At 65.7% G+C, this 25,893-nt stretch carries 22 protein-coding genes and 1 tRNA gene; 9 read left to right on the plus strand and 14 right to left on the minus strand.

The genetic code is table 11. The features are described from left to right. The first annotated feature begins 231 nt into the window (after nucleotides 1-231). From LQK81_RS26350 to LQK81_RS11250, 6 genes are all read left to right on the plus strand, one after another. Nucleotides 232-1,212, plus strand: coding sequence for an ImuA family protein (locus LQK81_RS26350; protein ID WP_230806335.1), 981 nt, complete (start codon nucleotides 232-234; stop codon nucleotides 1,210-1,212). Next, entirely contained in the window at nucleotides 1,163-2,704 is a 1,542-nt protein-coding gene (locus LQK81_RS11230; protein WP_230806540.1) for a Y-family DNA polymerase, read from the plus strand. Before LQK81_RS26350 ends, LQK81_RS11230 begins: the two co-directional genes overlap by 50 nt. Then, nucleotides 2,701-6,054 carry an error-prone DNA polymerase gene (locus tag LQK81_RS11235; RefSeq protein ID WP_230806337.1) on the plus strand — a complete coding sequence of 1,118 codons (3,354 nt, stop codon included), beginning with the start codon at nucleotides 2,701-2,703 and terminating at the stop codon, nucleotides 6,052-6,054. Before LQK81_RS11230 ends, LQK81_RS11235 begins: the two co-directional genes overlap by 4 nt. A gap of 256 nt (nucleotides 6,055-6,310) precedes the next feature. Beyond that, complete coding sequence (locus LQK81_RS11240; RefSeq protein WP_442967110.1) at nucleotides 6,311-6,670, plus strand: (2Fe-2S)-binding protein; 360 nt, start codon at nucleotides 6,311-6,313, stop codon at nucleotides 6,668-6,670. After that, nucleotides 6,636-7,121 (plus strand): bacterioferritin, encoded by a 486-nt coding sequence (gene bfr, locus LQK81_RS11245; RefSeq protein WP_230806341.1) that lies wholly within the window; start codon nucleotides 6,636-6,638, stop codon nucleotides 7,119-7,121. Before LQK81_RS11240 ends, bfr begins: the two co-directional genes overlap by 35 nt. 763 nt (nucleotides 7,122-7,884) lie before the next feature. After that, nucleotides 7,885-10,911, plus strand: a complete 3,027-nt coding sequence (locus LQK81_RS11250; RefSeq protein WP_230806343.1) for a calcium-binding protein — start codon at nucleotides 7,885-7,887, stop codon at nucleotides 10,909-10,911. Between the two features lie 80 nt (nucleotides 10,912-10,991). Here LQK81_RS11250 and LQK81_RS11255 read toward each other — a convergent pair whose 3' ends face one another. From LQK81_RS11255 to obgE, 10 genes are all read right to left on the minus strand, one after another. Beyond that, nucleotides 10,992-11,519: an RNA pyrophosphohydrolase gene (locus tag LQK81_RS11255; RefSeq protein ID WP_230806345.1), complete on the minus strand. Its 528-nt coding sequence runs from the start codon at nucleotides 11,517-11,519 to the stop codon at nucleotides 10,992-10,994. Nucleotides 11,520-11,528: 9 nt separating this feature from the next. Further along, complete coding sequence (locus LQK81_RS11260; RefSeq protein WP_230806347.1) at nucleotides 11,529-12,740, minus strand: divergent polysaccharide deacetylase family protein; 1,212 nt, start codon at nucleotides 12,738-12,740, stop codon at nucleotides 11,529-11,531. 67 nt (nucleotides 12,741-12,807) lie between these two features. Further along, the gene (locus LQK81_RS11265) at nucleotides 12,808-14,130 is read right to left on the minus strand and encodes a S41 family peptidase (RefSeq protein WP_230806349.1); all 1,323 of its coding nucleotides are present in this window, start codon (nucleotides 14,128-14,130) and stop codon (nucleotides 12,808-12,810) included. Further along, nucleotides 14,120-15,541, minus strand: a complete 1,422-nt coding sequence (locus LQK81_RS11270) for a murein hydrolase activator EnvC family protein (RefSeq protein WP_230806541.1) — start codon at nucleotides 15,539-15,541, stop codon at nucleotides 14,120-14,122. The genes LQK81_RS11265 and LQK81_RS11270 overlap by 11 nt, the downstream gene beginning before the upstream one ends. 127 nt (nucleotides 15,542-15,668) lie before the next feature. Further along, nucleotides 15,669-16,151, minus strand: a complete 483-nt coding sequence (gene rlmH / locus LQK81_RS11275; protein ID WP_230806351.1) for a 23S rRNA (pseudouridine(1915)-N(3))-methyltransferase RlmH — start codon at nucleotides 16,149-16,151, stop codon at nucleotides 15,669-15,671. Between the two features lie 98 nt (nucleotides 16,152-16,249). Continuing rightward, nucleotides 16,250-16,720, minus strand: a complete 471-nt coding sequence (rsfS, locus tag LQK81_RS11280; RefSeq protein WP_230806353.1) for a ribosome silencing factor — start codon at nucleotides 16,718-16,720, stop codon at nucleotides 16,250-16,252. Between the two features lie 46 nt (nucleotides 16,721-16,766). After that, nucleotides 16,767-17,396 carry a nicotinate-nucleotide adenylyltransferase gene (locus LQK81_RS11285; protein ID WP_230806542.1) on the minus strand — a complete coding sequence of 210 codons (630 nt, stop codon included), beginning with the start codon at nucleotides 17,394-17,396 and terminating at the stop codon, nucleotides 16,767-16,769. Between the two features lie 15 nt (nucleotides 17,397-17,411). Continuing rightward, nucleotides 17,412-18,695, minus strand: coding sequence for a glutamate-5-semialdehyde dehydrogenase (locus LQK81_RS11290; RefSeq protein WP_230806355.1), 1,284 nt, complete (start codon nucleotides 18,693-18,695; stop codon nucleotides 17,412-17,414). Continuing rightward, a complete protein-coding gene (gene proB, locus LQK81_RS11295; protein ID WP_230806358.1) occupies nucleotides 18,688-19,863 on the minus strand; it encodes a glutamate 5-kinase in 1,176 nt (391 codons plus the stop codon). Before proB ends, LQK81_RS11290 begins: the two co-directional genes overlap by 8 nt. 1 nt (nucleotide 19,864) lies before the next feature. Beyond that, nucleotides 19,865-20,878, minus strand: coding sequence for a GTPase ObgE (obgE, locus tag LQK81_RS11300; protein ID WP_230806360.1), 1,014 nt, complete (start codon nucleotides 20,876-20,878; stop codon nucleotides 19,865-19,867). Between the two features lie 83 nt (nucleotides 20,879-20,961). Here obgE and LQK81_RS11305 point away from each other — a divergent pair, with 83 nt between their 5' ends. Next, the gene (locus LQK81_RS11305) at nucleotides 20,962-21,822 is read left to right on the plus strand and encodes an endonuclease/exonuclease/phosphatase family protein (RefSeq protein WP_230806362.1); all 861 of its coding nucleotides are present in this window, start codon (nucleotides 20,962-20,964) and stop codon (nucleotides 21,820-21,822) included. A 53-nt stretch (nucleotides 21,823-21,875) separates the two neighbouring features. On the opposite strand, the gene LQK81_RS11310 is transcribed toward LQK81_RS11305, so the two are convergent. The 4 genes from LQK81_RS11310 to rplU form a co-directional block, all read right to left on the minus strand. Then, nucleotides 21,876-22,466, minus strand: coding sequence for a GNAT family N-acetyltransferase (locus tag LQK81_RS11310; RefSeq protein WP_230806364.1), 591 nt, complete (start codon nucleotides 22,464-22,466; stop codon nucleotides 21,876-21,878). Further along, nucleotides 22,463-23,095, minus strand: a complete 633-nt coding sequence (locus LQK81_RS11315; RefSeq protein ID WP_230806366.1) for a GNAT family N-acetyltransferase — start codon at nucleotides 23,093-23,095, stop codon at nucleotides 22,463-22,465. Before LQK81_RS11315 ends, LQK81_RS11310 begins: the two co-directional genes overlap by 4 nt. 125 nt (nucleotides 23,096-23,220) lie before the next feature. Next, a complete protein-coding gene (gene rpmA, locus LQK81_RS11320; RefSeq protein ID WP_034802646.1) occupies nucleotides 23,221-23,490 on the minus strand; it encodes a 50S ribosomal protein L27 in 270 nt (89 codons plus the stop codon). A gap of 28 nt (nucleotides 23,491-23,518) precedes the next feature. After that, the gene (gene rplU / locus LQK81_RS11325) at nucleotides 23,519-23,893 is read right to left on the minus strand and encodes a 50S ribosomal protein L21 (protein WP_112596791.1); all 375 of its coding nucleotides are present in this window, start codon (nucleotides 23,891-23,893) and stop codon (nucleotides 23,519-23,521) included. A 324-nt stretch (nucleotides 23,894-24,217) separates the two neighbouring features. Here rplU and LQK81_RS11330 point away from each other — a divergent pair. After that, a tRNA-Ser gene (locus LQK81_RS11330) sits at nucleotides 24,218-24,307 on the plus strand. Between the two features lie 270 nt (nucleotides 24,308-24,577). Beyond that, nucleotides 24,578-25,777 (plus strand): GGDEF domain-containing protein, encoded by a 1,200-nt coding sequence (locus LQK81_RS11335; RefSeq protein ID WP_230806368.1) that lies wholly within the window; start codon nucleotides 24,578-24,580, stop codon nucleotides 25,775-25,777. The last annotated feature ends 116 nt before the right edge of the window (nucleotides 25,778-25,893 follow it).

Here is a 25,893-nt window from a genome sequence, read left to right on the forward strand (position 1 = left end):
CGCGACGCCGGAAGAGAGATACGGGATGCGGACAGGCGAAGGCAGCCGGCGACGGACGTTTTCGCCCCGTCCGGTTTTTCCTTTTATTTCAACAGCCTGCATATCCGGCTTCCCCCCGCCCGCGAAGATTGCGGCCAGATGTGATCGCGCCGGCGCAAATTGCCGTTGACTCTTTTTCTCCGTTCTGGAATCCATAAGAACATAACAGGAACAAACAAGGGAATGAACGTCATGGCAATGCCTGCCCTGGCGCGCGAGCAGCTTTTTGCGCTGCGCGAAACGATCGCGCGCATCGAGAACGCCGACGGGCCGGGCCTCGTCCCGCGCAAGCAGCGCTGGCAGTGGGATGCGCCCCAATCGCCGCGCCAGTCGTCGTCCCAGTCGTCGTCCCAGCCGCCGGGCGACACCCCGGCCGCGCACCGCCCCGATGAAACGGACGCCCTGGAGGTCGTGTTCGAGGGCGGCCTTCCGGATCGGGGCCTGGTCGAGATCCGCAATTCCCAGACGAGGGACATGGGGGCCGCGAGCGGATTTTCGCTCGCCCTGGCCGCGATGCGGCAGGAGCAGGCAGGCACCGGGGCAACCCTCTGGATCAGCCAGGCCCTGGCGCTCTCGGAGGCCGGAACGCCCTATGCGCCGGGACTGAGAAAACACGGCCTCGATCCGGCACGGTTTCTTCTCGCCCGGCCGCGGACGGTTCAGGATGCGCTGTGGATGGCCGAGGCCGCGCTCGGCGTTTCCGCCTTTTCGGCCGTGATCCTGGAGATCCGCGGCAATCCCGACTGCTTCGGCCTGACCGAAAGCCGCCGCCTGCAACTGCGTGCCAGGGCGGCCGGCACGCTTCTGCTCCTGCTGCGCCAGGCGGGCGAGGAGGAGGCGAGCAGCGCGCGCTGTCGCCTGCGCGTCGAGCCGGCGCCTGCCGGCGAACGGCCGCTGCCGGACGGATCGACGCTTCCCGGCAGTCTCGGCAACCCGGCCTTTCTCGTCACGCCGGAGAAAAGCAAGATCGCCGACCCGCTCGGCATGCTCCTGGAGTGGAACCCCGATGACCGCCGCTTTCACCGCCTCCAACCCCGCCCCGAATTCCATCCCGTCGCTCCTCGCCCGGAACGGCGAACACAGGAGCCTCTGCCTCTGGTTTCCCTATCTTCCCGCCGACCGGGTGGCGCGGGCGCGCTGGGGGCGGTCGTGGCTTTCGAGGGGACGCCCTGACCATCCGCCCGTGGCTTTCGCCGGCCGCAGCGGCACGGCCGTCCAGATCGCCTTCCTCGACCGGGAGGCCGAGCGGACCGGCCTGCGCAAGGGGCAGGGGGTTACGGAAGCGCGCGCCATCTGCCCGTCGCTGGATGTCCTTCCCGCAGACCCAGCGGCCGACCGGACCCTCCTCGAGGCGCTTGCCGACTGGTGCGACCGCTACACCCCGCTCGTGGCGCTGGACGGGGACGACGGGCTCCACCTCGACATCACCGGCTGCACCCATCTGCATGGCGGCGAACGGGCACTGCTCGACGGCGTTCTGTCCTCGCTCTTCGCGCTCGGCATCGAGGCCCGCGGGGCGATTTCGTCTTCGGTCGGCCTGTCCTGGGCGGCCGCCCATTTTGGCGATGGCGGCGTGATCGATCCCGATGCGGCGCGGGAAACGCTCGCGCCGCTGCCGGTCGCGGCATTGCGCCTGCCCGAAGAAGTGGTCGGCCCGCTCGGCCGCGTCGGGCTGAAGACGGTCGGCGACCTTTTCCCCCTGCCCCGCGCGCCCCTTGCCCGCCGCTTCGGCCCGCTGCCGCTGCTGCGCCTGGACCAGGCGCTGGGGCTGGAGGACGAGCCGGTCTCGCCGCGCCTGCCGGTGCCGATGCTGTCGGCCGAGCGCCGGCTTTTCGACACGGTCCGCTCCGAGGACGACATCCTGGCGCTCGCCGCCCATCTCGCCGGCACCCTCAGGGAAGGGCTCGAGCGGCGCGGCGAGGGCGGCCGCCTGTTCGCGCTGCTGCTCTTTCGGGTCGATGGCCGGGTCTTCCGCATCCATGCGGCGACCTCCACCCCCTTGCGCGATCCCCACCGCATCGCCCTTGTCTTCCGCGAGCGGCTCGCGGCCGTGCATGACGACCTGGACGCCGGCTACGGCTTCGAGATCGTCCGCCTGTGCGTGCTGCGGAGCGAGGTCTTCGAAACGGTGCAGGAGGGCTTTTCCGCAAGAACGGATGCGGACCGCTCGCTTTCGGCCTTCGCCGAGCGGGTCGTGGCCCGCTTCGGCCCGGAAAGCCTGCTCGCCGTCACCCTTCCCGAGAGCCATGTGCCGGAGCGCGCGGCCCGCCTTGTCTCCGTCCGCGACCTTTGGGAGGACGGGGGCGCCGCGGCGGAGACGCTGGCCGCGTCCACATCTCCCGAAGGCCGCCCCCCAAGTAGCCTTTCCTTGGGCGACCGGCCCCTTCGCCTGTTCACCCCGCCCGAACCGGTCGAGACCGTGGCCGGCGTGCCCGAGGATGCGCCGAAGACCTTCCGCTGGCGGCGCAGCTTCCACCGGATCACCCGGACGGAAGGGCCGGAGCGGATCGCCGCCGAATGGTGGATCGACGGCGAGGACCATCCGTCCCGCGACTACTTCCGCGTCGAGGACGACGCCGGCCGCCGCTACTGGCTTTTCCGCGAGGGGATCTACCGGGACGATGCGGCCCTTCCCCGCTGGTTCATCCACGGTGTCTTCGCATGAGCACCGCCCCGGCCTTCTACGAATTCGGCGCGCGCACCAATTTCTCCTTCCTGGAAGGGGCCGCCTCCGCCGAGGCCATGGTCGAAACCGCCCGGCAGATCGGCCTTGCCGGCCTCGGCATCGCCGACCGCAACACGGTGGCAGGCGTCGTGCGGGCGCACAGCAAGGCCCGTTTCGAGAAATACGCCTCGTTCCGGCCCGGCGCCCGCCTCGTCTTTGCCGACGGGACGCCCGACATCCTCGCCTACCCGCAGAGCCGCCGGGGCTGGGCGCATCTCTGCCGCCTGCTGAGCACTGGCAACCTGCGGGCGCGAAAGGGAGAATGCACCCTTTTCCTGGCCGACCTCCTGGAATGGCAGGCCGAGCTCCAGCTCATCGTTATGCCGGCCGCCGGCCGGCCCGAGGCGGATCGGCTGAAGAGCTTGCTGGCCCGTCTGCGCGAGCCTGCCGGCGACAGGCTCTATCTGGCGCTCGTGCCGCGCCGCGACGGCTTCGACCGGCACGACCTTGCCGTGCTCGCACAGCTGGCGGAGCAGGCCCGCATCCGCACGATCGCCAGCAACGACCCGCTTTACGACGTGGCCGAGAGCCGGCCGCTCGCCGACGTGGTGACGGCGATCCGCCGCAAGAAGACGATTGCCGCGCTCGGTTTCCAGCGTCAGGCCAATGCCGAACGCGGCCTCAAGGGCCATGCCGAGATGGCGCGGCTTCTGCGCGATCATCCCGAGGCGATCGCCAATACGCAGCGCTTCTTTTCCGGCCTGGCGTTCGACCTGGAGGAACTCAGCCACCAGTATCCCGACGAATCCGACAAGGGATCGACGCCGGCGGAGACGCTGCTGCGGCTCGTGCGGGAAGGGGGCGCACGGCGCTATCCCGGCGGCATTCCCGGCGCGGTGGAGGAACGGCTTTCCTATGAACTCGCGCTCATCGGCCGGAAGAGATACGAGCCCTATTTCCTCACGGTCCACAAGCTGGTCTCGTTCGCCCGCAGCCGAGGCATTCTCTGCCAGGGACGCGGCTCGGCCGCCAACTCCTCGGTCTGCTACTGCCTGGGAATTACCGAGGTCGATCCGAACCAGTTCACGCTACTGTTCGACCGCTTCCTCTCCGAGGACCGTGACGAGCCGCCCGATATCGACGTCGATTTCGAGCACGAGCGCCGGCAGGAGGTCATCGACTACATCTACAGGACCTACGGAAAGGAACATGCGGGCCTGGCCGCGGCCGTCATCAGCTATCGCGGCCGTTCGGCCGGCCGCGAGGTCGCCAAGGCCTTCGGGCTTTCGGACGACGTGCAGTCCGCCCTGTCCGGCTCGATCTGGGGCTGGGGACGGTCTTCGTTCTCGGTCGAACAGGTCAAGGCTGCGGGCCTCGACACCGGGGACCCGACCACCGACAAGGTGCTGACCTGTGCCGGCCGGCTGCTGGCGTTTCCGCGGCACCTCTCTCAGCATGTCGGCGGGTTCCTCATCACCAGGGACCGGCTCGACGAGGTCGTTCCGATCATGCCGACGGCCATGCCCGACCGCTACATGGTCGAATGGGACAAGGACGACCTCGACACGCTGAAGCTCCTGAAGGTCGACGTGCTGGCGCTCGGCATGCTGACCTGCATCGCCAAGGCGTTCAAGTTCCTGAAGAGCCACTATGATAAGCCGAAGACGCTGGCGGAGATCTATGTCGACGACAGGCCCGAGGTCTACGACATGATCTGCCGCGCCGACACGCTGGGCGTCTTCCAGATCGAGAGCCGCGCGCAGATGAGCATGCTGCCGCGCCTGAAGCCCAGACGATTCTACGATCTCGTCATCGAGGTGGCGATCGTCCGCCCCGGGCCGATCCAGGGCAACATGGTCCACCCCTACCTGAAGCGGCGGGAGGGCAAGGAAAAGGTGGTCTATCCGAAGGAGGAGATCCGTGCCGTGCTGGAGCGGACGCTCGGCGTTCCGCTTTTCCAGGAACAGGCCATGCAGATCGCCATGACCGCCGCCGGCTTTTCGGCTCCCCAGGCCGACAAGCTCCGCCGCGCCATGGCGACGTTCCGCCGGACCGGCCAGGTCGGCAATTTCCGCCAGCAGATGGTCGACGGCATGCTCGCCAAGGGCTACACGCGCGAATTCGCCGAGCGTTGCTTCAGCCAGATCGAGGGTTTCGGCGAATACGGCTTTCCCGAAAGCCACGCCGCCTCCTTCGCGCTCCTCGTCTATGCCTCGTCCTGGCTGAAGGCCTATTATCCGGATGTCTTCTGCGCCGCGATCCTCAATGCGCAGCCGATGGGATTCTATGCCCCTGCCCAGCTCGTGCGCGATGCCCGCGAGCACGGGGTCTGCGTCCGCGCCGTCGACGTCAACCATTCCGATTGGGACTGTACGCTGGAAGGGGACGCCGCCTTCGACCGGACCGCGATCGCCCCGCGCCACCGCCAGTTGCGCGACGTGATAAAGTCGCAAAAGGCGGTCCGGCTCGGCTTCCGGCTCGTCAAGGGCTTGAGCAAAGAGGACATGGCCGCCCTCGTGGCGAAAAGGGGCGGGGGCTATCGCTCCGTGCATGATCTATGGCTTCGCTCCGGCCTCTCGCGCGGCGCTCTCGAGCGACTTGCCGACGCCGATGCCTTCCGCTCCATGAACCTCGACCGCCGCACCGCGCTCTGGGCCGTCAAGGCGCTCGACGAGACCGGCGGGTCGAACGCGCTGCCGCTGTTCGAGCGGGCCGGCGCGGATGAACTGCGGCCGGAACCGCAGGTGTCCCTGCCGGCGATGCCGGCGGGCGAGCACGTCCTGAACGACTATCGCTATCTGACGCTGTCGCTCAAGGCGCATCCGGTCTCGTTCATGCGCACGGATTTCACCCGCCAGGGCATCACGCGCAACGACGCTCTGGAGACGGCGCCAAGGGGCGACCGCGTCACCGTGGCGGGGCTCGTCCTCGTCCGCCAGCAACCGGGTTCCGCCAAGGGCGTGATCTTCATGACGATCGAGGACGAGACCGGGATCGCCAACATCATCATCTGGAAGAAGACGATGGAGAAATATCGCCGCGTGGTGATGGGCGCGCGCCTTGTCCGGGTGCGCGGCCGACTGCAGCGCGAAAGCGGCGTCATTCACGTGGTGGCCGAGCACATGGAGGACTGGACGCAGGCGCTCGGCCTGCTGAAGAGCGAGTTGCGCAGCTTTGCAACCATGAGCCGGGCCGACGAGATCCTGCATCCGGTCGACGAGGAAGCCCGCGAAAAACGGGCGCTGCGGCAATTGCGGCTGGCCGGACGCGAGGCGAGCCGGACGCGGGACATGCAGACAGAACTGCGGCGGGACGCCGACGTCATGCCGAAGGGGCGCAATTTCCAGTGACGGCCGGTCGGATCGAGGTCGGGACCGGTCTTCCGCGAGACCCCGCTGCAGATCCAGGCTCTGTCCCGACGGCCGGGGAGAGGCGTCGATGCAACAAAAAGTGATCGCGCGCGAGGAAGGGTAAGCCATGCCGGAATTGGAGCTGGGCGGCCTCGCAACTTTTTGAAAAGACGAAGGAAACTGTCAAGTTTAGAACCAGTGTAAAGAGAGCGGCAGCAGTGCTGACCTGTTTTATCTTGACAGCAAATATCGCCTTTTGCTTAATCGCAGGAAATCAGGCTATTGCGCATGGCAGGCAGAACAAATGCTGGTTTGCAGCTGTAACTTCATCAGTGAAAAAGAGATCGAGGACGTCATCAACGACCTCCTCGACCAGGATCGTTGGCAGCTGATCGTACCTGCCAAGGTCTACCATGCGATGGAGAAACGCGGGCGCTGCTGCGGCTGTTTCCCCAATGTCGTCGACATCATCATCCGCACCACCGAACGCTATCACGCCGAGCGCCACTCGACGGATGCCGAGATATTTGATTTCATGATCCGCCTCAAACAGTTCCATGAAGACAACAGGAGAGCGGACATTGAAAGGCGACAAAAAAGTAATCGAGCAGCTTAACGAAGCGCTCTTCCTCGAACTCGGCGCCGTCAATCAATACTGGGTTCACTATCGCCTGCTGGAAGACTGGGGCTACACCCTCCTCGCGAAGAAGGAACGCGCCGAGTCCATCGAGGAGATGCACCATGCCGACAAGCTGGTTGCGCGCATCATCTTCCTCGAAGGCCATCCCAACCTGCAGACGCTGGCGCCGCTGCGGATCGGCCAGAACGTCAAGGAAGTCCTCGAGGCCGACCTTGCCGGCGAGTACGACGCCCGGAAGGCCTACAAGAAATCCCGCGACATCTGTCATGACGCCGGAGACTATGTCTCCATGAAGCTCTTCGAAGAGCTCCTCGCCGACGAGGAGGGCCATATCGACTTCCTCGAGACCCAGCTCGACCTCCTGGACAAGCTGGGCGCCGAGAAATACGGCCAGCTCAATGCCGCCCCGGCGAACAAAGCGGAATAACGCACGGCTCTTGTCGTCGCGCATTCATGAGATCCCCGGCACGGCCTGCCGGGGATTTTTGCGTTCCGGGTGCGCCAAGGCCGAGGCGCCTTCTCGCACAGGCGGCGGCACAGGGTGGCACAAAACGGCAAACGCCGCCCACCCTGCGCAAGGACAAGCGCCAGGAAGCACCCACCGCAATCGTGCCGCGTCCAGCACGAGAGTGCCCCTGCATGATCGGCGATCACTGCGCGGCCACCGGCTAAACCGGGCCAGTCATCCCCAGCGATGTGGATCGAAATTCTTGAAAGCGCAGAATACCGTCGCCATCTCCTGAGGTGCCGCCCCGCGGATCATGCTGCCTGAAAGCCATCCCACAGCCGGGCCCTGCGATCGATCGCGAATCCCTGACCGGTTCCCAGCTGGAGCGGCCTCCAAGCCTCCCTGAACCGGCCCTGCGGGCCCCTGTCACCAGCTGCACTTTTCCACCAGACCGTTCGACCGCTGCGTGTAGGGCATGCAACTGTCAGTTACCGCAGGAACAGGGGACACCGTTTTTTTCCACAATATGGCGACGCGATCGGTTGCATCCAGCGCCGAACGCGATGCCGGACACCCTGTCCGGCACGGTGGAGGAACGATCAGGTGCAGTGAAGTGAAAACAAGATGGCGCGCATTGCGGCGACGTTCGCCCGCGCGCTGCACCTCCACCTCGCCCCGGGCCGGCCTCTGCTGCCCTGCCCGGAAATTGCAACTTCCGTAAATCGAACATCAGGAGAGACGGATGGGTACGATCATGGGCTCGATGGGAGCCGACAACCTGAAAGGCACCGACCTCGACGAAGGCGATATGATCATGGCGCTCGCGGGCGCGGATATCGTCGACGGCGGCATGGGCGGTGACACGATCATGGGGGGCGAGGGCGACGACCAGCTCAACGGATCCTTCCAGGGCGACTACATCATGGGTGATGTCGGCGCCGACACGCTGAACGGCGACAGCGGCGACGACGTTCTCATCGGCGGACCTGGCGCCGACCGGCTGAACGGCGGTTCCGGCAAGGACACGCTCATGGCCGGTGCGCTCGACGAAATCGGCGGCGACATCCTCGACGGTGGCTCCGGCATCGACCGGCTGATCGTCGACTACAGCGACCACACCAGCGGCCTGTCCCTCGTCATCAAGGACTGGATCACGCCGCAAACCCTGCTCGGCAACCTCAGGACGAGCCATGTCGAGAGCTACCAGATCACCGGCACCGATTTCGCCGACAACATGACTGGCGGCAACTATTCCGACATGTTCATGGGCGGCGCCGGCAAGGACATTCTCAAGGGCGGACGCGGCAGCGACATCCTGAGCGGCGGCGAGGACGACGACACGCTCTATGGCGGCTACGGCATCGACATCCTCAATGGCGACGCCAGCAACGACACGCTCTACGGCGAGAAGGGCGTCGATATCCTCTCCGGTGACGATGGCGACGACAAGGTCTATGGCGGCGACGACGGCGACATGATCAACGGCGGCAACGGCAACGATCGGCTCTATGGCGATGCCGGCAATGACAACATCACAGGCGACGCCGGCAACGACACCATCTTCGGCGGGACCGGCGACGATACGCTGACGGGCGGGCTCGGCAACGACAGCATCGACGGAGGAAGCGGAAACGACACCTACAACTACGCCTTCGGCGACGGCAAGGACACGATCAGCGACAGTTCCGGCAGCGACCGCCTCGTCGTGACCAAGTTCGCCGGCAATTTCACGGCGAAGCTCCCGACGCAGACAAACACCCTCTCCGGCGGCACGACCTTCAAGGGCATCGAGCACTACAGCATCTATGCGACGGGATCCGGCGCCAACGTCATCACCACCGGCAGCGGCCATGACATCATCGATGCCGGCGCCGGCAACGACACCATCAAGGGCGGCAGCGGCAACGATGAACTCCGGGCCGGCACCGGCAAGGACAAAGTTGTCGCCGGCGACGGCAATGACCTCGTCTACCTGGGCGGCGGCGGCGCCGACAAGGCGGATGGCGGCGCGAATACGGACCGGGTCTATGTCGACCGGAAGTCGCTGGCGTCCAGCCAGACCTTCTCCGTCAGCGGTTCGAAGGCATCGCTGACGGATGGCACCTCCCTGAAGAACTTCGAACACTTCCAGGTCGAGTTCGGCTCGGGAAACGATGTGATCAAGTCGGTCGGTTCGGCGAAGAGCGTCAGCTTCTTCGGCAATGCCGGCAACGACACGCTGCTGGGCACGGCCTATAGTGACTTGCTGGACGGCGGAGAAGGCAACGACAAGCTCACCGGTGGTGCCGGCAACGACGACATCCGCGATTCGGGCGGCTCCAATACGATCGATGCAGGGACCGGAGCGGACAAGGTCTGGGTTCGCGATGGCGCGAAGTCGACCGGCCACTACAAGGTCAAGCTCGGAGATGGTAACGACGAGTTCACGCGCGAGGCCTCGAAGGGCAGGTTGACGCTCGACGGCGGCAAAGGAACGGATTTCGCCTCGATCGACTTCAGCAAGTACACGCAAGGCATCACCTACAAGGTCGCATCATCCGTCACGGTCGCCAATGCTCCGGTGACGGTGAAGAATGTCGAGCGTGTCTCGCTTGTCGGCGGGAGCGGCAAGGACACGTTTACCGGCGGCAATCTGACGGACCATCTGCGGGGCGGCGCCGGAAACGACTCGCTCAGCGGCCGCGGCGGAAACGACACGATCTTCGGTGATTCCGGCAATGACACGCTTTCTGGCGGGGACGGCAACGATACCCTCTATGGCGATGGCCTCAACTCGACCGGAGGCAGGGACCGCATCTATGCCGGCAAAGGCAACGACCATGTCTATGCTGGCGCCGGCGACACGGCCGATGGCGGCGCGGGCACCGACAGCCTGCACCTGCTGATGACCGAACAGACGAAGGATATTGCCTTCAAGTTCACGACCGGGACTGTCAAGGTCAATGCAACGACCACCGTCAAGGGCTTCGAAACGCTGGACTACGACGGCGGCAAGGGCAAGGACACGGTCACCGGCGGGGCGATGGCGGACTGGCTGAAGGGCAATGCCGGCAACGACACCCTGCGTGGCGGTGACGGCGCGGACAAGCTCGAGGACGGCGCCGGAAACGACCTGCTCTACGGCGATGCCGGCAACGACCAGCTGATCCGCACCGACTTTACCGGCCAGGACGTGTTCGACGGCGGAGCCGGTACCGACACGCTGTCCTTCAAGGAAGGCAACCGTTCGATCGTCCTCGACCTGCAGAACCAGGCGGCCAACAAGGGCCACGCCCTCGGCCTGACGGTCAGGAATATCGAGGTCGTGCAGGGCAGCGCCAATGACGACTCGATCCGGGGTGATGCCACCAACAATATCTTCTACGGCAACGGCTCGGACGACATCCTCGACGGACGCGCCGGCAACGACAAGCTCATCGGCGGCGCCGGCGACGACTGGCTGACCGGAGGCTCCGGTAATGACCAGTTCGTCTTCGACAGCGCCGGGCGCGACGGCGAAGGCGACGTGATCACCGACTTCACGCGCGGTCAGGACAAGCTCGTGATCTCCAAGTCGGCCTACGGCATCTCGACGGCCGACAAGACCGTCACGCTCGTCGTCGGTGCCGACCCCGTCTCGAGCAGCAGCAAGGGCACCTTCCTGTTCGAATCGGACAATGGCCGCCTCTGGTTCGATGCCGACGGCAAGGGTGCAGATGCCGATCTCGAGCTCGTGGCCACCCTGCAGGGTGTGAACAGGCTCACCGTCGACGACTTCAGCTTCATCTGATCTCGCCCGCCCCGGACGCAAGGGAGCCGCCCCGGCACCGGGGCGGCTCCATCCTTGGCCGCACAGCGAATTCCTGTTCCTCAGGGCGCAAGATGCGTGAAGGCGGCGACTACCTCCTCGTAGACCTTGCGCTTGAAGGGAACGATCAGCTCCGGCAGCGTGTGCATGGGCTTCCACGCCCAGGCATCGAATTCGGCCTCATGTCCACCCGGCGGCGGATTGATCGCGATCTCGCTCTCGTCTCCCTCAAAGCGGAAGGCATACCAGCGCTGGGTCTGGCCCCGGTACTTGCCCTTCAGGCCGATACCGATCAGATGCGCCGGCAGGTCGTAGTTGATCCAGCGTCCGGCATCGGCGAGCAGCGACACGGTCTGCATGCCGGTCTCTTCGTAAAGCTCGCGCCGCGCCGCCACCAGCGGATCCTCGTCGCGGTCGATCCCGCCCTGCGGCATCTGCCAGAGTTGCGGCGAGCCGTCATACTCCGAATTGCCGATCGCGATTCGCCGCCCCGCCCAGACCAGCCCGTCGCGGTTCAGCACCATGATGCCGACGCACGGGCGATAGGGGAGGTCCTCCGCCGCAATCGGCTTCTTCTTGTCCTTGCTCATCGTTGGATCCTATTGCTTGGAAGGCGCATCGGCCAGCGCGGCGACGCCGACGATTTCTATCCCGCGACGGCTCGCCTCCTGGCTCCAGTCGGCGATCGCCGCGACGCTCTCGTCGAAGGCCGAGGCCACGCCGATCGCGGCTCCGTTGCGGCGCGCGACGCGTTCCAGTTCGTCGAGCTTGCGCAGGATGGCGTCGCGCGACAGCGTCCCGTCGAGCTGGATGTCGGCGAAGGCATGCGGCATGTCCAGCGCGCCCGCCACCGTGCCGGACAGCGACTGCGCCGACGAACCGTCATCGAGGAAAAGCAGCCCGCGATCGGCGATGTCGCGCATCACCGGCTCGACAGCGTCCGCATCGGAAAGAAACCGGCCGCCCATATAGTTCATGATGCCCGTGTAGTTGGTGATCTGCGCCATGGCGCGATGAAGTTCGTCGAGGTTTTTCTCGGTCCCGGCATCGACGCGCAGGGTGCGCGCGCCGGGGTCGCCGTCCGCATCGTCGAACGGCTCCAGCGGCACCTGCAAAAGGATTTCGTGCCCCTCGCGGCGCGCCTCCTGCATCCAGCGGGGCAGGCTGTTTCCGGTGGAGGCGAAGGCCAGCGTGATTTCGCCGGGCAGGTCGCGGATCGCCCGCTGGGTGCCTGTCTGGCTGAGCCCCAGTCCGCCGACGACGATCGCCACGCGCGTGCCGCGCGCGCCGGACCAGGGGCGGGCATATTGCTCGACCGGACGCAGGCCGTCCGGGCCGACGATCGGCAGCTTGCCGAAAGCGGTGTTCTCGATCAGGTCGTCATTGGGGAAGGCGGCGGAGCGGGGATCCTGGCCGATCCGGCTGGCGTCGAGGATGAGCGGCCCGGCGCCGTCGCGCGCCTTCGGCGTGAATTTCCGCACGATGCTGCCGTCCGGATTGCGGGTTTCCTCGATCTCCGCCCCGGACAGGCCCCTCTCGCGGCGGATTCCCGGCTTGTCCCCGGGATTGTCGGTTGCGCCGCCCGCAGCACTGCCTGCGGCGGGGCCATCGGCCTGCGCTGCCTGCTGTTGGGGCGGTTGCGGTGTCTTGAACGGGCCTCGGGGGGCAAGCAGGCTCCAGAGCGAGCCACCGAGCACGGCGATGACGGCACAGGCGGCTGCGAGGCGCGCGGCGCTGACGCGGGGCGCGCGCTTGCGGCCGGGCGACACCTTCCGGTTCTGACCGAGGGGTGCGTTGAGATCGGTTCCCAAGAAACGGCCGCCCTGACCTTGAAGGAGCAGGCCCGGACCGACGCGGAGGTCGGCCCGGGCGCATACGCTAGTTCTTCAGCTCTGCCTTTTCCGGATTGGCAGGAAAGGACGGATCGGTCTTCTGGCCGCGCAAGAGTTCCAGCGCATACTGGAGCTGCAGGTCGTCCTTGGCTTCCGGCGGCACATAGGCTGCCGAGCCGGAACCCTCCTCGCTCTCGCTCTGGCCCTTGATGTGGCCGCGCAGGCCCGATTCACCGGCCGTCTCGAGCTTGCCCTGCAGTTCGGGCGGCAGCGGCTGCTCGACGGTGATGTCGGGCGTGATGCCGGTGCCCTGGATCGACTTGCCGGACGGCGTGTAGTAGAGCGCCGTCGTCAGCCGCAGCGCGCCAGCGTCGCCGAGCGGAATGATCGTCTGCACCGACCCCTTGCCGAACGAACGCGTGCCGACGACCGTCGCACGGCGCAGGTCCTGCAGCGCCCCGGCCACGATCTCGGAGGCGGAGGCAGAGCCGCCGTTGACGAGCACGATCATCGGCTTGCCATCGGTCAGGTCGCCCGGGGAAGCGTTGAACCGGCGCGTCTCGTCCTCGTTGCGGCCACGGGTGGAAACCACCTCGCCGCGCTCCAGGAAGGCGTCGGAAACGTTGATCGCCTGGTCGAGCAGGCCGCCCGGGTTGAGGCGCAGGTCGAGCACGTAGCCCTTCAGCTTGTCGGCCGGAACGTCGGCCTTGATCTTCTCGATGGCCACCTCGAGATCGTCGAAGGTCTTCTCGGTGAACGAGATGACGCGCAGGTAGCCGACGTCGTTCTCGACCCGGAACTTGACAGCCTTCACCGCGATGATGTCGCGCATGATCGTCAGCTCGATCGGCTTGTCGGCGCCCTTGCGCAGGATCGTCAGCTTGATCGACGTATTGACCTTGCCGCGCATCTTGTCGACGGCTTCCTCGAGCTTCAGGCCGCGCACGTCGGCGCCGTCGATCTTCGAGATCAGGTCGCCCGCAAGGACGCCCGCGCGTGCAGCCGGCGTGTCGTCGATCGGTGCAATGACCTTGACGAGCTCTTCCTCCATCGTCACTTCGATGCCGAGGCCGCCGAATTCGCCACGCGTCTGCGTGCGCATTTCCTCGGCATCCTTGGAGTTCATGTAGGAGGAATGCGGATCGAGCGAGGACAGCATGCCGTTGATGGCGTTCTCGATCAGCTGGTCTTCCTTCGGCGGCGTCACATACTGCGCGCGGACACGCTCGAACACGTCGCCGAAGATCGAAAGCTCGCGATAGGTCGATGCGCCGGCCGCTTCGGCCGGCACGGTCAGCGAATAGACTGCGCTCATGGCCGTGGCACCCATCAGTGCCCCGACGAGAACAAGGGAAGCCCTACGAATCATTGCGTACCTTTCCAGACACTGTAGCAGACCACCACGGCCGAGGATCAACCGGTTTGCCATTCTTTCGAAACTCAATGTAAAGCGTCGGCCGATCCGTTTCCAGCGCCAATGCGTTTACACTCGCCACTCTTTTCGCCCCCATCACCGCGACGGGCTCTCCCGCCACGACGAACTGGCCTTCCCTGACATTCACCTGGTCCATGCCCGAAAGCACGAGGTGATAGTCGTCGCCGGCGTTCAGGATCACCATCCGCCCGTAGCTTCGGAACATGCCCGCAAACACCACCCACCCATCGGCAGGCGCCGTCACCAGCGCACCCGGGTTTGTCGCGAGAATCAGCCCCTGGGCGGAATGGCCCGTACCATCCGCATCGCCGAACTGCCGCACCGGCTCACCCGCAACCGGATAGGCCAGACGCTTCTGCAACTCGGAAAACGGGTATGCGGGAGCAATGCGGTTTTTGTCGGGCGATGCCGAGAGCGCAGCCTCCCGCGCCCGGGCCCGCTCCTCCTCGGTCTGGCGCGCCCGTTCGGCCTCCTGCAGCCGCGCCAGCGCCGCCGCCTCGCGCACCGAGGTGATCTCGGCCTCGAGACTGCCGATCAGGCCCTCGAGGCTTGTGGCCCGCCCCGCAAGCTCCTCCGAGCGCCGACGCTCGGCTTCGAGCGTGCGCGTGTTTTCCGCAGCGAGCGCCTCGTTCTGCCCGATCAAAAGCTCCGAGCGCTTCTCTTCTTCGAGCCGGCTGGCCATCGCGCCGGCGAGGTCTGCCTTCTCCTTGCCGATCTCCGTGCGGATCGTCGTCAGCCGCTGCAGGTCGGCGACGAGCTTGTCCGTTTCGGCACGGATGCCCGGAACCACCGCGCCAAGCAGGATCGCACTCCTGACGGAGGCGAGCGCGTCGTCCGGCGTGACAAGGATGGCGGGCGGCGGATTGCGCCCCATGCGCTGCAATGCGGCGAGCACTTCGGCCAAAAGCCCGCGACGGTCGTGCAGCGACAGGCGGGCGGCATCCTCGTCGCCGCGCATGGCTTCAAGCCGCTTTTCGCCCGCCAGTATCCTTGCTTCCATGTCCTGGCGGGCGCGCGCCGACTGGACGATCGCCTCGCGCAGGGTGGCGCGATCCTTTTCCAGCTTGCCGATGCTGGCTTCCAGGTCGCGCACTTTTTCGTCCGAGAGCGTGATCGTCCTCGACAGTTCGTCCAGTTCCTGGCGCGTGCTGTCCCGGCGCAGCGCAATCCCGGCGGCGGGATCGGCCGGCGGTCCCGCCTGCGCGACTGCGCGCCCGGTCGGTGCGAGGCTCGGCGTCGGTTCGGCGGAAAGGGCGGCATGCGCAGACGTCAGCCACAGACCGAGGACCAGACCAAAAGCCAGGGCACCGGGCGGACGCTGCCATCGCGCCGGCGGGGACGTCATGCCCTTGTCGTTTCTGGACGGTGCGAACGTGGTCATGCTGCGCGCCTTGCCGTTTGTCCTGTGTCTAGCGCATTTGCCGATGCACATCGAAATCAATTTTCCGTAGGGCCGGCACCGCATGGCGTGCTCAGACGCGATGATAGGGATGCCCCGAAAGGATGGTGACGGCGCGATAGAGCTGTTCGGCGATCAGGATGCGGACCAACTGGTGCGGCCACGTCATCTTGCCGAGGCACAGAACCTGGTCGGCCCGCTCGTGCAGCTCCGGATCGAGCCCGTCGGCGCCGCCGATGGCGATCATCAGGTCGCGCTTGCCGGCATCCCGCCAGCGGCCGAGCAGTTCGGCGAATTCCTCCGATCCGACCGCCTTGCCGCGTTCGTCGAGCAGCACGAGCACAGCATCGGAAGGAACTGCCTTGTCCAGGAGCGCGGCTTCCTCGCGCTTGCGCGTTTCCGGGTTGGAAGCACGGCTCTCGGCAACCTCGACAAGCTTGCCGAGCTCGAGCCCCACGGCCGGTCCGGATTTCGCAAAACGGTCGAGATAACGCGCGGCAAGGTCCTTCTCAGGCCCGGCCTTCAGCCGTCCGACCGCAAAAAGTCCGATCCGCATCTACCCGGTTCCTCCGACGCACACAGCGACACTCTCCACCCGAAAGGGTGTCGGAAACATGGCCGCAGGCGACGCCCGGAACCGGGCGGTGCGACGATCTAGTGCAACGTGCCCTCTTCCATGTCCGGAGCCGCCCACATCTTCTCGATGTTATAGAACTCGCGGATTTCAGGACGGAACACGTGGACGATGATGTCGCCCGTATCGATCAGCACCCAGTCACCGGTCTCCAGCCCTTCGACGCGGGCGGAACCGAAGCCTTCATCCTTGAGGTCGGTGATCAGGTGGTCGCAGATCGCCGCGACGTGACGGCTGGATCGTCCGGACGCGACCACCATGTAGTCGCCCAGCGCCGATTTGCCAGCAATGTCGATCGAGACGATATCTTCTGCCCTCGAGTCCTCGAGGCTGGCGAGGACCGCGTGAAGAGCGCGTTCGGCGGCATCGTCGCCACGTCCTGCGCTTTTGGGAAGAGCGTTGCGGACGCCTCCCTTCGCGTGCACTGTTGTCAGAGTAAATCCTTTCCACTTAACAGATCCGGCACGGTAGCGATTCGCGACGCATGCCACGAACCACCACTAGATTTAGGCATCAATACGTACCGGTTTCAAGACACTACTTGTTACCCGCATCTTTCCCTGCTCCCCCGCCCTGGCGCAGTGCGCTCGAACTGAGCGGCGAACGCGGCCCGTGGATGAAGGTCCAGGCCGGCGCGGGGCGGAACGCCAGTGCCCGGGCGTCCTCCTCGTCGATGCGCGCATGGTCGAATGTCTTGGCCATGACCGAGGAGAGGAAGGCGAGCGTCGATCCCGGTCGGTCGATCACCGCGATCGGGAAGGTGCGGGCGATCTGCTGCCAGTTCTGCCAGCGATGGAAGTTCTTCAGGCTGTCGGCACCCATGATCCAGACGAAATGGACGCCCGGATTGCGGGCCCGGACGATCTCGAGCGTGCGGGCCGTATAGTTCTGGCCGATCGTCTTTTCAAAGGCGGTGACCTTGATGCGCGGGTCCGGCGTGATCGCTTCCGACAGTGCAAGCCGCTCCCTGAGCGGCGCAAGCTGGCTGTGATCCTTCAGGGGATTTCCGGGCGTCACCATCCACCACAGCTGGTCAAGGCCGAGACGGCGCAGCGCGATGTCGGCGACCAGCACGTGCCCCTCGTGCGGCGGATTGAACGAGCCGCCGAACAGGCCGACCGCCATCCCCTTTTCGACATGGGGCATCTTCAGGTAGCGTGGTTCGATGGCGTCGGGTCTCACCTAGGGCCGCACCTGTCCGGCGCCGCGAACCCTGTATTTGAACGACGTCAGTTGTTCCACGCCGACGGGGCCACGGGCATGCATCTTGCCGGTGGCGATGCCGATCTCCCCGCCCATGCCGAACTCGCCGCCATCGGCGAACTGGGTGGAGGCGTTGTGCAGCAGGATGGCCGAATCGATCTCGGCGAAGAAGCGGTCCGCCACCGCGTGGTCCTGGGCGATCACGGCCTCTGTGTGTGCCGAAGACCAGCGGTTGATGTGCGCGATCGCGCCGGAGACCCCGTCCACCAGGGCGACCGAGATGATCGCATCGAGGTATTCGGTCAACCAGTCCTGTTCGGTCGCAGGCTCCAGGCCGGCGACAAGCGCACGGATCTCGTCCGTCGCGCGGACCTCGCAGCCGGCCTCCTTCAGAGCGGCAAGGAGCGGTGCCAGATGGGTCGTGGCGACGGCACGATCGACCAGCAGCGTTTCCGCCGCCCCGCAGACGCCGGTGCGCCGCATCTTCGAATTGACGACGAGGGTCCGCGCCATGTCGAGATCGGCCGAACGGTCGACATAGATATGGCAGAGGCCCTCCAGGTGGGCGAAGACCGGCACGCGCGCCTCGCTCTGGACCCGGGCGACGAGGCTCTTTCCGCCGCGCGGCACGATCACGTCGATCGACCCGTCGAGACCGGAGAGCATGGCGCCGACGGCGGCGCGATCGGCGACCGGCACCATCTGGATGGCATGTTCCGGAAGCCCTGCTTCCTTCAGGCCCCGCACCAGGCAGGCATGGATGGCCTGCGAGGAATTCAGGCTGTCCGACCCGCCCCGCAGGATCACCGCATTGCCGGCCTTCAGGCACAGCGCGCCGGCATCCGCCGTCACGTTGGGGCGACTCTCGTAGATCACGCCGATCACGCCGAGCGGCGTGCGCACGCGTTCGATATGCAGCCCGTTCGGCCTGTCCCATTCCGCGATCACGTCGCCGACCGGATCCTTGAATGCGGCAATGGCGCGGATGCCGGCGGCGATGGCCTCGACACGTTCCGGGGTCAGCGTCAGCCGGTCGAGGAACGAGGCCGCGACGCCGCTTTCGCGCGCATGGGCGAGATCGATCGCATTGGCGGCGAGGACCGCGTCGCGATCGGCCAGGATCGCCGTCGCCATGGCCTCGAGCGCCCGGTTCTTCACTTCCGTCGTCGCCATTGCCAGCGGCCGGGCCGCGGCACGGGCATTGCGGCCGATGGCGGCCATCAGGGCTGCGACGTCGTGTCTGTTCTCTGCCTGGTCAAGCATGGGCCGCATCCCTTTCCTGCGCCACTCCACCCTCGCTCCGCGCGCTGCCGGTCATCACCAAATCGTCGCGATGCACCATCGCCGCGCGCCCCGCATGGCCGAGGATGCCGGCGATCTCGGCCGACTTCTTGCCGGCGATCTGTCGTGCCTCGTCGGCATCGTAGCCGGCGAGCCCCCGGGCGATCTCACGACCACCGGATCCGGCGATGGCGATCGTGTCGCCGCGGGCGAACGTCCCCACGACCGTCCGCACGCCTGCCGGCAGCAGGCTCTTGCCCGACCGCAGCGCCCGCTCCGCGCCCTCGTCGATCACCAGCGTTCCGGCGGGCTGCAACTGGCCGGCGATCCAGGTCTTGCGCGCCGTCACCGGCGATCCTGCAGGCGCGAACCAGGACGAGCGCACACCTTCCTCGATCGCCCGCAGCGGATGGTCGCTCTTGCCGGAGGCGATGATCATGGCGCAGCCGGCCGCCGTCGCGATCTTGCCGGCATCGATCTTGGTGCGCATGCCGCCGCGCGACAGCTCCGAGGCCGCCCCGCCCGCCATCGCCTCGATTTCCGGCGTGATCTCGGCGATCGTGTCGAGGAACTGCGCGCCCGGATCGAGATGCGGCGGCGCCGTGTAAAGCCCGTCGATGTCGGACAGCAGCACCAGCAGGTCGGCGCCGGCCATGGTGGCGACGCGGGCGGCCAGCCGGTCGTTGTCGCCATAGCGGATCTCGCTCGTCGCGACCGTGTCGTTCTCGTTGATGATCGGGACGGAGCGGAGCTTGAGGAGCTGGTTGAGCGTCGCACGCGCATTGAGATAGCGCCGGCGTTCCTCGGTATCGCCAAGCGTGAGCAGGATCTGCCCGGCGACGAGGCCCTCGGTGGAAAGGCTCTCCGACCAGGCCCGCGCCAGCGCGATCTGGCCGACGGCGGCGGCCGCCTGGCTTTCCTCCAGCTTCAGCGCCCCCTTGGGCAGGTTCAGGACAGTGCGGCCGAGCGCTATCGCCCCGGAGGAGACGACGAGCACCTCGGTGCCGCCGGCCCGAAGCCCGGCAATGTCGGCGCAGACGGCGTCGAGCCAGGCCTTCTTCAATCCGCTGCCGCGATCGACCAGCAAGGCGGACCCAATCTTGATGACGATGCGCCTGTGGCTCGACAGCGCCTTGCGGATTGCGGCCATGCTATGCCTCGTCCTGCTCTTCCGTGCCAAAGCGCACGATCTCGTCGCGCAGGGCGCGCAGCGCCGCCAGCATCCCGACATTGGTGACGGCGGAGAGCAGCAGCGGCTTCTGGCCGCACGCCTTTTCCAGCTCCTTCGCCTTCTTCTTCAGGTCGGCCTCGTCGAGCACGTCGATCTGTGACAGCGCGACGATCTCCGGCTTGTCCGTCAGCCCGCCGCCATAGGCTTCCAGCTCGTGCTTGACCACCTTATAGGCCTTGCCGACCTTCTCCTCCTGCGCCGAGACGAGATGGAGCAGCACGCGGGTTCGCTCGACGTGACCGAGGAAGCGGTCGCCGATGCCGGTGCCCTCATGCGCACCCTCGATCAGGCCCGGAATGTCGGCCAGGATGAATTCGCGCCCGTCCACCGTCGCCACGCCGAGGTTCGGGTGTAGCGTCGTGAACGGATAGTTGGCGATCTTCGGACGCGCCCGAGTGCAGGCGGCGAGGAAGGTGGACTTGCCGGCATTGGGCAGGCCGACGAGCCCGGCATCGGCGATCAGCTTCAGCCGCAGCCAGATCGTCTTCTCCTCGCCCTCGAGGCCCGGATTGGCCCAGTTCGGCGCCTGGTTGGTGGAGGACTTGAAATGCGCGTTGCCGAAGCCGCCATTGCCGCCGGCGGCAAGCCGGAAGCGCTGCCCCTCCTTCGTGATGTCGACGATCAGGGTCTCGTTGTCTTCTTCGAACACCTGCGTGCCGACCGGCACCTTCATCGTCACCGAGGCGCCGCCGGCGCCGGTGCGGTTGCGGCCCATGCCGTGCTGGCCGGTGGCGCCCTTGAAATGCTGCTGGTAACGGAAGTCGATCAGCGTATTGAGCCCGTTGACCGCCTCGACCCAGACGTCGCCGCCACGCCCGCCGTCGCCGCCGTCCGGCCCGCCGAACTCGATGAATTTTTCACGACGGAACGAGACAGCCCCTGCACCGCCGTCACCGGACCGGATATAGACTTTCGCCTGATCGAGAAACTTCATGGGTTCGCCGTTCTTTTTTCCCGGCCCGATGGCCGTTTCGCCGCATTCGATATAGCCCGTTCCCGCAGAGGTCAAAGACTATCGTGAAATTCGCAAGCTACAACATCCAGTACGGCATCGGCCTCGACGGCCGGCTCGACCTTCGCCGCATCGCCGGCGAAATCGAAAGTGCCGACGTCATCGCCCTGCAGGAAGTCACCCGCGGCTTCCACCGCAACGGCCACATCGACATGGTGGCCGAATTGCAGGCGCTGCTGCCGGGTCACTTCTCCGCCTACTGGCCCGCCTGCGACATCGATGCCGGCTCGACCGTCGAGGACGGCCGGGCCGTCAGCCGCCGCTTCCAGTTCGGCAACATGGTCCTCTCCCGCCATCCGATCCTCGCAACCCGCCTCGTTTCCCTGCCGCGCACCCGCACGCTCGACAAGCTCAATCTCCAGCGCGGCGCGACCGAGGCCGTGATCGACACGCCCGGCGGCGCGCTGCGCGTCTATTCCGTCCACCTCGACCACGTCTACCGCGGCGAGAGGATCGAACAGATCCGCCACCTGAAGGAGCGCGCCCAGGCCTATGCGCTCGAGGGTGGCGCCATCTCCGGGGCCGGGGAGTTTGGCCTGCCGCAGCCGCCCTTTCCCGACGACTACGTGTTCATGGGCGATTTCAACATGGTGCCGGAATCGCCGGAATACTGCGCCATGGTCGGAGAGGCCGACGGCTTCTACGGCCGCCAGATCCGCGCCACCCATCCCGTAGACGTGCTTGCCGGCCTCGGCAGGCAGACCACCGGGAGCCATAGCTGGATCGACCCGGAGGACCACGACCACCGGATGCTCCTCGACTACTGCTTCGTCAGCCACGGGCTTGTCGGGCGCCTGAAGGACGCCTGGATCGACGAGACCGCGACCGGCTCCGACCATCTCCCGGTCTGGTTCGAGCTCCTGTAGGCTCCGACGCCGCCCAGTCGCAAGGCCCGGGCTGATTTGCCCGGGCCATTCTTTCAGCGCAGAACGGCGGCCGGCCGGAAATCGCCCGGCGAAAGCCGCGTCTCGACATGCGCCACCATGGCGCCGCGGGCCACCGAATAGACCTCGCCGAGCCCGGTGATGCGAAAGCCGACCCTGTCCTGGACCCGGAGCGAGGCCGGATTGTCGGCGAAGACTCCGGAGTGCAGTTCGACGCCCGGCATCCGCATCAGGAAGCGGGCGACGGCGCCGTGCACCGCCTCGCTCATGTAGCCGCGGCCCCAGTAGAACCGGTTGAGCCAGTAGCCGAGGTGCCAGCCGCCGGCGCGCTGCTCGAAGCCGACCGTCCCGAGATGGACGTCGTCGCCCGTGGTGATCGCCAGCGCCCAGCCGGGCAGGAGACCGCTCGTGACGCCTGACAGCCACTCTTCGGCGTCCTGCCGGTCGTAGGGTGCCGGCACCCGGGCCAGCATCCGCGCGACGCGGAAATCGCCGAGCGAGACCGAGATCGCTTCCGCATCCGACAGCCGGTGCGGCCGCAGCACCAGCCGCCCGGTCGGAATGACCGGGCAGGGGCCGGGGTCGGCCAGGGCAGGGACGTCCCGTTCCAGACGAAGCGCGCTCATCCGAGGTTCCCCCAGCTCTTCAGGGAAACCCAGGTCCTGCGGTCGAGCCGGAACCATTCGACCGGGACCATGCCCCCGACAGCCAGGCTCTGGATCATGCCGGTCGCCTGGAACTGGAAGCCGCACTTCTGGATGACCCGCCGCGAGGCAATGTTCATGACCCGGCAGCGCGCGTCGATCTGCTCGACGTCGCGGGTGCGGAAGACCATGTCCGTCAGGCTCTGGGCGGCCTCGGTGGCATAGCCCTGGTTCCAGTACGGCTCGCCCAGCCAGTAGCCGAGCTCGACCGTCCGGCCATCCTCGTGCGGTTCGATCCCGCAGCAGCCGAGGAATGCGCCCGTGTCTGCCCTGGTAATCGCATAGACGCACTTGCCAATCGCGCCGGCTTTCGTGCGTCGCACGAAGTCGGCGGCGTCCGCGATCGTGTAGGGATGCGGCATGCGGGCGACCATCGTTGCGATGTTGGCGTTGTTGGCGAGATGGGCAAGGGCGTCGATGTCGTCTTCATGCGGGGCTCTGAGAACGAGCCGCTGCGACAGTAAGATTGGACAATCGGTCCTCGACCGTTCCGGCCTTGGCCGCTCTTCGGGAGACCTTGATTGGTCTTCCCGCAACATTTCGCTGAACATGTTCGATCCTCCAGATGAACAAAGGGGAGATGGATTGCCCCATCTCCCCTTTTGTTTCTGCAGGCTCGGTACCTGTAGCATCAGCCGGGTCGATGAGACGCCGGCTGTTTTAGAGCGCTACCGGCTTATTCCGCTGCTTCGGCTTTCGGCATTACGGACACGTACACGCGGCCATTGGCCTTCGTACGGAAATCCACGTTGCCCGCCGTAAGTGCAAAAATCGTGTGGTCCTTGCCGAGGCCGACATTGGCGCCCGGATGCCACTTCGTACCGCGCTGACGCACGATGATGTTGCCTGCGATGACGTTCTCGCCGCCGAATTTCTTCACGCCGAGGCGCTTGGACTCCGAATCGCGACCGTTACGCGAGGAACCGCCAGCTTTTTTGTGTGCCATGGGAGTTCTCCTTTACCTTGTCCTGATCTCAGTTCGCTGCTGCTTCGGCGGGGGCTTCGGTCTTCTTGGAAGACTTCTTGGCCTTGCCGCCGGCTGCCGCGATGTCGACGATCCGGACGGTCGTCTGGTGCTGGCGATGGCCGCGCGAACGCTTGGAGTTCTGGCGGCGACGCTTCTTGAAGGCGATGACCTTCTTGGCGCGGCCCTGCTCGACGACTTCGGCGGTCACGACCGCGCCTTCGACGAAGGGAGCACCGATCGTTGCGTCAGCGCCTTCGCCGACCATCAGCACTTCGGTGAATTCGATCTTGTCGCCAGCGACAGCGACGAGTTTTTCAACCGTCACGACGTCGTTGGCTGCCACGCGGTACTGCTTACCGCCGGTCTTGATGACTGCGAACATTTCTTGTCCTTTCATGTTCGGTTCCGGCTCTTCGCCCAAAAAGGCGAGGCCGTCTTTTTGTCAGTCGGTATGACGGGCGCTGGCGCCCGCCGGTGAAACGGCCCCGCATCACCGGCCACAAGGGACATCGATGCAGACCGGAAGTTGCGGGCGGACTTTGGTCCTTTGCCACGCACGTGGGGCAATAGGCGAGCATCCTGGAACTGTCAAGGCCGTTTTCGCCCGGCCCCGGCAATTAGTTGGCCCCGGCGCGACCATGCCCCTTGCAAGGCTGCAAATCTGCCGCTATGTACCCGACCGCGCCTGAGGGCGCCGACCGTATGCGGAGAGGTGGCAGAGCGGTTGAATGCACCGCACTCGAAATGCGGCATAGGGGCAACTCTATCGGGGGTTCGAATCCCCCCCTCTCCGCCAAAAACTCCTTACAGATCAATAGATTGCAACGTGACGGCTACACAGCGTGCGGCAGACCTCTTAGCGGCTCGCCGCTGCACATATTCCTTCCGCCACACCTCCGGCACTGACCGGCTCGGCCCTACAGTCAGCAATGGTCCATTAACCCATTGTGTTCAGTCTGCGTGCCTGTGCCTGCATTGCGGATGATCCGCCGATTTTCATTTTACTTTCATTGTCTTGTCTTTCCTCACTGAGTGATGGAACGGAATCGACCGGATCTCGGACCTCATGGACACGCAGAACATCATTTTCTATCTACCCTCGGCGATCTTCGTGATCCTTGCGTTCTTCTTTCTGCTCCTTTGGCGGCTCGGACTTTCCTCTTCCTGGCAATGGGCTGCGGGATTCGCGCAGACCGCATGCGGCTTTGCACTCTCGTCATTCCCGGTTGAACCAACTTTCGACCAGTTCGTCTCCGGCGTCTTCTATACTGGCGCGGCCTATTGTTACGGGAGCGCGATTCTCATCCATTTCGGGGAGGACAAGTGGCGGGCGGTGCGGCGACCCGTGGCCATCGGCTTCATGGTGCCGCACACCTATCTGGTCCTTGTCGAACCAAGTCTTCGACTGGACCTGTTTCTGATCGAGATGGTGTTTGCCTTTCTCCTGGGCTTTGCCGTGTGGAAGTGTGCGCCGAAAGCCAAGCCTGCGGCCGATCTGGCGCTCGTTGCCGCCGGTGCGCTTGTCGTCATGGACTGTCTGATCCGGGGGATCGTGTTCACATTCGTCTTCAGGACCAGCGAAGCGATGTCCGACTTCCTGCACTCGGCCTACAACATGTCGGTGCATGTCACGACCATTACGGTGTGTCTGCTTTTCCCTTTGGGCGCAATTGCGGCGATGACTGCCGCTGCGATTGACCGGCATAGGCATTCGGCTGGACGTGATCCATTGACCGGGCTTCTAAACCGCCGCGGTTTCAACGCGGCCGTCGAGGGCGCGGGCGACGCCGACGGCCTGAGTGGTGCTGTCGTTCTCTGCGACATCGATCATTTCAAACAGATCAACGATACCTTCGGTCACGCCGCGGGCGACCGTGTGATCATCGAAGTGACCCACCGGCTCTCGCAGTTGCAGGACGACCGCATGCATATCGCCCGGTTTGGCGGAGAAGAATTCGTTATTTTCATCGATAGCGCGCGCGAAGACGACGCCGCTCACTGGGCAGAACGCGCCAGGCATCATCTGGCGACGTCCGACTGGTCCGCAGCGGGTATTGCCAGCCAGGTCACGGCAAGTTTCGGCGTGGCCGAAATAGGGCGGTCCCTGATTGACCCCGCCATCGAGCGCGCCGATCGCGCCCTCTACCTCGCCAAGGTAACCGGTCGCAATCGCGTTGCATCAGCTTCATCCCTGCGCAGTGACCGGCACGACTTTGTCGCGACAATGGGCGACATTGCGGCCCGCAGCATGATCGCTCCGGGATAGTCCTTGGCTCCCCTCCCCGGGGCCTCCTACGCGTGATCGACAACATCGGCACCCTACGAGACCCCGGCGTGACGGCGATGGTGCCTTCGGCCTCACGGAGCATGGCCGGGTGACTT

Source organism: Rhizobium sp. GN54, from assembly GCF_021026345.1.
Lineage (GTDB): Bacteria > Pseudomonadota > Alphaproteobacteria > Rhizobiales > Rhizobiaceae > Mycoplana.

What these genes read in the sequence shown, in the direction of transcription:
- rplU (WP_112596791.1), bottom strand. Translation starts at nt 23,893, where the DNA reads ATGTTCGCAGTCATCAAGACCGGCGGTAAGCAGTACCGCGTGGCAGCC.
- LQK81_RS11310 (WP_230806364.1), bottom strand. Translation starts at nt 22,466, where the DNA reads ATGAGCGCGCTTCGTCTGGAACGGGACGTCCCTGCCCTGGCCGACCCC.
- rpmA (WP_034802646.1), bottom strand. Translation starts at nt 23,490, where the DNA reads ATGGCACACAAAAAAGCTGGCGGTTCCTCGCGTAACGGTCGCGATTCG.
- rlmH (WP_230806351.1), bottom strand. Translation starts at nt 16,151, where the DNA reads ATGCGGATCGGACTTTTTGCGGTCGGACGGCTGAAGGCCGGGCCTGAG.
- LQK81_RS11290 (WP_230806355.1), bottom strand. Translation starts at nt 18,695, where the DNA reads ATGCTTGACCAGGCAGAGAACAGACACGACGTCGCAGCCCTGATGGCC.
- LQK81_RS11270 (WP_230806541.1), bottom strand. Translation starts at nt 15,541, where the DNA reads ATGACGTCCCCGCCGGCGCGATGGCAGCGTCCGCCCGGTGCCCTGGCT.
- LQK81_RS11255 (WP_230806345.1), bottom strand. Translation starts at nt 11,519, where the DNA reads ATGAGCAAGGACAAGAAGAAGCCGATTGCGGCGGAGGACCTCCCCTAT.
- LQK81_RS11315 (WP_230806366.1), bottom strand. Translation starts at nt 23,095, where the DNA reads ATGTTCAGCGAAATGTTGCGGGAAGACCAATCAAGGTCTCCCGAAGAG.
- LQK81_RS11335 (WP_230806368.1), top strand. Translation starts at nt 24,578, where the DNA reads ATGGACACGCAGAACATCATTTTCTATCTACCCTCGGCGATCTTCGTG.
- LQK81_RS11250 (WP_230806343.1), top strand. Translation starts at nt 7,885, where the DNA reads ATGGGTACGATCATGGGCTCGATGGGAGCCGACAACCTGAAAGGCACC.
- LQK81_RS11265 (WP_230806349.1), bottom strand. Translation starts at nt 14,130, where the DNA reads ATGATTCGTAGGGCTTCCCTTGTTCTCGTCGGGGCACTGATGGGTGCC.
- obgE (WP_230806360.1), bottom strand. Translation starts at nt 20,878, where the DNA reads ATGAAGTTTCTCGATCAGGCGAAAGTCTATATCCGGTCCGGTGACGGC.
- LQK81_RS11235 (WP_230806337.1), top strand. Translation starts at nt 2,701, where the DNA reads ATGAGCACCGCCCCGGCCTTCTACGAATTCGGCGCGCGCACCAATTTC.
- proB (WP_230806358.1), bottom strand. Translation starts at nt 19,863, where the DNA reads ATGGCCGCAATCCGCAAGGCGCTGTCGAGCCACAGGCGCATCGTCATC.
- LQK81_RS26350 (WP_230806335.1), top strand. Translation starts at nt 232, where the DNA reads ATGGCAATGCCTGCCCTGGCGCGCGAGCAGCTTTTTGCGCTGCGCGAA.